We start from the raw sequence: 5,300 nt of genomic DNA on the forward strand, positions 1-5,300 counted from the left end.
GCGAAAGTCGATAAGCGTATGTTGGGCGGTGTTTTCGCACATATCGGTCAGTCAGGGTCGCCATGACCCGGACCGAAGAAACGGTTATTCGACCTGACGCGCCTCGACGGATCGCATGCCGCTCCGAGGTCAAGCTTACCGAGGAAGCATTATATTGCGCCCTCGCCGGGGGCTGTCGGTCCCGCATCCCGCCTTACGGCGGCGCTATGCTGATGCTCCTACGGCCGCCCTGTTGAACCGGTCTCAGGGCCACGAACCTGCTCCAGCACCGAACTGACTTACTCCCTCCGACGGGCATTTCGGTGCTTACGCCTTGTACGCCCTTTTTTGTGTTTGTCGGGAGAGCGGGGGCTCTCCCGACAAAGAGTCAGAGAAGGGCCGGGTTTTCGGCGACGGGTTGAGGCGGAAGGAGAGGCCTTCGGCGCCCGTCATGGAGACGACCCATGACACAAGTTCTGAACGCCACCCGTGATCTTTCCGGCGGCTTCAAGGTGGATTTGAGCCGCGGCGAGCGGATTGGTCGCGTGTCCTCGGAATGGTTTTCGCGGCCGGCCGACGAGCGCTACTTGTCCTTATCGGAGCTATTCGAGGCGGTGCAGACGCGGACCGAGCGCAGCCGGACGAGAACCGTGGAAAGCGCGGCTATTCGTGTAGAGGCAAGCCGCAACGATGCCGAGCGCCTGAAGCTGGTGCTGCCGGGCTCCGATATTCCAATCGCCCCAACCCATTGGAGTTTTGGCCAACTGGCGAGTCTGGTTGGCGCGCCGGCGGCCTATTTGCGCCAACTTCCAGCGCCGCTCGCCGGCATCAATCTACAATATGGCCTGACGTCTCACCGCTCCGAACAGGTGAAGACGCTGGAAATCGAGGATGGTCGTGTTGAGTTGCGTGCGGTCACCGGCCCGGACTACGGCCGCATCTTCGATCGCGAACTGGTCGCCGCCGTGCAGCGCATCGCCGGCAACGGCACAGGTGACACCCGGTGGAAGGTGCCGGGCGTCCTTGACTGGTCGACCAGCATTTATAATCCGCGAGCCGACATCACTAAGGACACCACGACGCTCTACGCCTCTGACCGCGACGTGTTCCTTTTCCTGGTCGACGATCTCAATCCGATCGAGGCTGGCCGGCTACGGGACGGCTCAGCCGATCTTTATTTCCGTGGCTTTTACTGTTGGAATTCGGAGGTCGGCGCCAAGACGCTCGGCATCGCAAGCTTCTATCTTCGCGCCGTTTGCCAGAATCGCAATCTCTGGGGTGTTGAGGAGTTCGAGGAGATTACCATTCGTCATTCGAAATACGCAGCTTCACGTTTTGCGCGTGAGGCCGCGCCGGCGCTTGCACGCTTTGCCAATTCGTCGCCCATGCCCTTCATCAACGGCATCAAGGCGGCGCGCGAGCGGATCGTTGCCCGTACCGATGACGATCGCGGCGACTTCCTGCGCAAGCGTGGCTTCTCAAAGGCGGAGGCGACCAGGATCATTGAGACAGTGCTGACCGAGGAAGGTCGCAAGCCTGAAAGTGTTTTCGACTTCGTGCAGGGCATCACGGCGGTGGCTCGCGACAAGACCCATCAGGATGCCCGGCTTGATCTGGAGGCGCGGGCGAAGAAGCTGTTCGACAAGGCGATCTGACATTCTGGAAGCCAGGAGATGCACCGGTCTCCAGTTCTGTCCGCTTCTCGTCTTCTTTTTCTCGTGCTGCGGCGTCGTCCTCAAGAGTAAGAGGGCGGCGCTGCGCTTTGTGACGGGTTGGAGGTCGAGAGAGTGGCTTTCGGCTGCCCGTCGCGGAGTAACATCGATGGCTGCTATTGCCAAAAAGATCACCCTGTCGTCTTCGCGCGACATCCCTTTCAACAAGCTTGTGCTCAGTCAGGCAAATGTCAGGCGCGTGAAAGCCGGCGTCTCGGTTGAGGAACTGGCCGAGGACGTTGCCCGCCGCGGCCTGTTGCAGGGGCTCAGCGTCCGGCCAGTCAAGGATGAAGCCGGAGTGGAAACCGGCATGTTCGAGATTCCGGCAGGTGGCCGGCGTTATCGGGCGTTGGACCTGCTAGTCAGGCAGAAGCGCCTCAGCAAAACCGCGCCGGTTCCCTGCATCGTCAGAGAGGAAGGCATTGCCGAGGAGGACTCGCTGGCGGAAAACGTCCAGCGCGCGCCCCTTCATCCCCTCGATCAGTTCCGTGCCTTCCTCGCCCTTCGCGAAAAGGGCCAGTCGGAGGAGGAGATCGCTGCCGCGTTCTTCGTCTCGGTCGGTGTCGTCAAGCAACGCCTGAAGCTGGCTTCGGTGTCACCAGCACTGCTTGAGATTTATGCCGAAGATGGTCTGACGCTCGATCAACTCATGGCGTTCACCGTGTCCGGCGATCATGAGCGTCAGCAGCAGGTTCTCGAACGCCTGAAGGCCTCGTATGACAAGCAGCCCTATGCCATTCGGCGCATGCTGACCGAGGGCGCGGTGCGTGCGTCAGACAAGCGGGTGCAGTTCATCGGCATCGACGCCTATGTCGATGGCGGTGGCACAGTCATGCGCGACCTGTTCCAAGGCGACGACGGTGGCTGGCTGCAGGACGTCGTCCTGGTTGATCGGCTGGTCGCAGACGAGATGGAACGCCAGGCGGAGGCAGTTCGCGCAGAAGGCTGGAAGTGGATCGAAATCGCGCCCGATTTCGCCTACGGCCACGCCTTCGGTCTCCGCCAGCTGCGCGGCGAACCGTCCCCCCTTAGCGCCGAGGAGGAGTTGACGCGCAAGGCCTTGCAACTCGAGCTCGATCGTCTGTCGGAGGAATATGACAGCCTCGAGGACCTTCCGGACGAAATCGATCAGCGTCTGGCTGAGTTGGAGACTGGACTTCAGTCCTTCGAAACCCGGCCACTCACCTTCGACCCGCTCGAGGTTGCCCGCGCCGGTGGCTTCATCAGCATCGCGCCAGACGGTTGTCTTCGCGTCGAGCGCGGCTACGTCCGTCCCGAGGACGAGTTGCCCATCGAGACACAGCCAAGCGAAGAGGGGGAGGAACCCTTGGAGGCTTCTGCCGTCCGAGACGGGGGCAGCGTTTCGGCCGACAATGAGCCGCTGGCCGACCCCGAAGAGGATGATCGCATCTCGCCGATCTCTGACCGGCTCATGACGGAACTGACGGCACATCGCACGCTCGGCCTCCGTCAGGCGCTCGGTGGAAATCCGGACATAGCCTTCCTCGCCGCCTTGCACGCGTTCACGCTGAAGATCTTCTACCAATATGGGTCGGATAGCTGCCTGGAACTGGACTTGAAGAGCGTCAGCTTCGGCGCCCAAGCGCCAGGATTGAACGACAGCACCTGCGCACAGGCGATCCGTGTCCGACACGACGACTGGGCCAACGCGCTGCCGAAGGAAGCCACCGACCTTTGGGACGCCCTTCGCGGCTGGGATCGCGATCGCCAGGCCGCGCTTTTCGCCTATGTCGTCAGCATGTCGGTCAACGCTGTGCATGAAGCATGGAACAGGCGCCCGCGCGCTCTCGCCCATGCCGACCGGCTGGCACACGCCATCGACCTCGACATGACGGCGGCCGGCTGGCGGCCGTCTGTCGACAACTTCCTCGGGCGTGTCACAAAGGCGCGCATTCTCCAGGCACTCACTGAAGCGAAGGGCCAGGAAGCCGCTGACCGAATAGCGCACCTCAAGAAGGGCGACATGGCGAGCGAGGCGGAGAAGCTGATCGGGAGCAGCGGTTGGCTACCTGAGCCCCTGCGCACCCCGGGAAACGGGAATACAGAAACGAATGAGACAGGATCGCCGCAAACGGTGGTCGAAGCGACGGCGGGGAACGACGGCGAATTGTCCGTGGCCGACACCGAGAGCTTCGCTGAAAATGACGATGCCGCGAATGAGCCTCATACGATCGCTGCTGGATGATCAGTGGCAAGTCTTCATCTGGCCCGCCGGAGACGGCGGGCATTTTTCTGGAGGCGGACCGTGTCTAGAAGCCCCAACGACCTCGCGCACCGGCTCGGCCGGCAGGCGGAGGCGGTATGTCGCAACTATCTTTCGAACGGCCGGCGCCAGGGCAACTATTGGCTTGTAGGCGACGTCCGAAATACGCCTGGGCGATCGATGTATGTAAGGCTGAGGGACACTCCAAAGGGTCCCGCAGGCAAATGGACTGATGCTGCTACCGGCGAGCACGGCGACCTGCTGGACGTGATCCGCGAGAGCTGCGGCCTGACCGACTTTGCCGATATCAGCGTGGAAGCCTGCAATTTTCTGAGCTTGCCGCGCTCCGAACGGCAGCCAACGGCATCGAAGCAGACCAGGGCGATGGCGCCTTCCGGTTCTGCGGAGGCAGCGCGGCGGTTGGTCTCTATCTCGCGGCCGATTTTACGGACGCTCGTTGAGACGTACTTGTGCGGCCGCGGCATTACGGCTTTGCATGAAACGGGATGTCTACGCTTCCACCCGCATTGCTACTACCGTCCCGAAGATAGCGGGCCGACTGAGATCTGGCCGGCGATGATCGCAGCGGTCACTGACCTCAACGGAGACGTGACTGGCGCTCACCGCACCTGGCTCGATCCGAGCGGATTCAGCGATGCCCATCTCGGCCGCGCTCCGATCGAGACACCGAGACGAGCATTGGGCGACCTGCTCGGTCACGGTGTCCGCTTCGGCTTTTGCGGCGATGTCATGGCCGCCGGCGAAGGCATCGAGACGATGCTGTCGCAACGCATAATCCTGCCGACTATGCCGGCACTCGCAGCGTTGTCGGCGGCACATCTGTCCGCAATCCAATTCCCTGGTACATTGCGGCGGCTCTACATCACCCGTGACAATGATCCGGCAGGCGAGGGCGCAGTGGCAACCCTCCTTGAACGCACCAAAGCGGCCGGTATCGAGGCGATGGTCCTGACGCCGCAACTCGGCGATTTCAACGAGGATCTGCGCCTGCTCGGTGCCAATGCCCTGTGGGCGATCCTGCGGGTGCAGATCGCGCCGCAGGATGTCTCGCGCTTCATGGCGCTGGCGGCCTGACCGGAAGGGGAAGAAGGGAGGCGTGCCAGCGATGTGTGGCTTGGATGGGCGGATGCACCTTCGCCGGGCGAGGGCCGGCCCACGGCCTTCCAGAGGGCGATCGGGCGCCGGCCGGTCCGGACAGGCAATGGCTACGCCCGGCTATTTTCCGGCGGCCCTTGCCACCCCACGCGGCGGACCGCGCGAGACCCCGTCTGCGGGCCTTTCCATCGCGAGACAAAATAGCCGGGCTCCGCAATCCTCCACTTGCGTTCCGGCCCTGCGCTGCCGTTTAGGGTGCAGGTCCGGAC

General features: G+C 62.7%; 3 protein-coding genes. All 3 read left to right on the plus strand.

Annotated features, from left to right (window positions below; genetic code table 11):
* The first annotated feature begins 443 nt into the window (after positions 1-443).
* The 3 genes from EN781_RS24985 (at position 444) to EN781_RS24995 (ending at position 5,010) form a co-directional block, all read left to right on the plus strand.
* The gene (locus EN781_RS24985) at positions 444-1,634 is read left to right on the plus strand and encodes a DUF932 domain-containing protein (protein WP_127400416.1); all 1,191 of its coding nucleotides are present in this window, start codon (positions 444-446) and stop codon (positions 1,632-1,634) included.
* A 166-nt stretch (positions 1,635-1,800) separates the two neighbouring features.
* Positions 1,801-3,897 carry a ParB/RepB/Spo0J family partition protein gene (locus tag EN781_RS24990; RefSeq protein ID WP_127400417.1) on the plus strand — a complete coding sequence of 699 codons (2,097 nt, stop codon included), beginning with the start codon at positions 1,801-1,803 and terminating at the stop codon, positions 3,895-3,897.
* 60 nt (positions 3,898-3,957) lie between these two features.
* Complete coding sequence (locus EN781_RS24995) at positions 3,958-5,010, plus strand: toprim domain-containing protein (protein WP_127400418.1); 1,053 nt, start codon at positions 3,958-3,960, stop codon at positions 5,008-5,010.
* The last annotated feature ends 290 nt before the right edge of the window (positions 5,011-5,300 follow it).

Source organism: Mesorhizobium sp. M4A.F.Ca.ET.090.04.2.1, from assembly GCF_003999085.1.
GTDB lineage: Bacteria > Pseudomonadota > Alphaproteobacteria > Rhizobiales > Rhizobiaceae > Mesorhizobium.

Bases quoted from the DNA above. Each gene is read 5' to 3' on its own strand.
- EN781_RS24985 (WP_127400416.1), top strand. From the start codon at position 444: ATGACACAAGTTCTGAACGCCACCCGTGATCTTTCCGGCGGCTTCAAG.
- EN781_RS24990 (WP_127400417.1), top strand. From the start codon at position 1,801: ATGGCTGCTATTGCCAAAAAGATCACCCTGTCGTCTTCGCGCGACATC.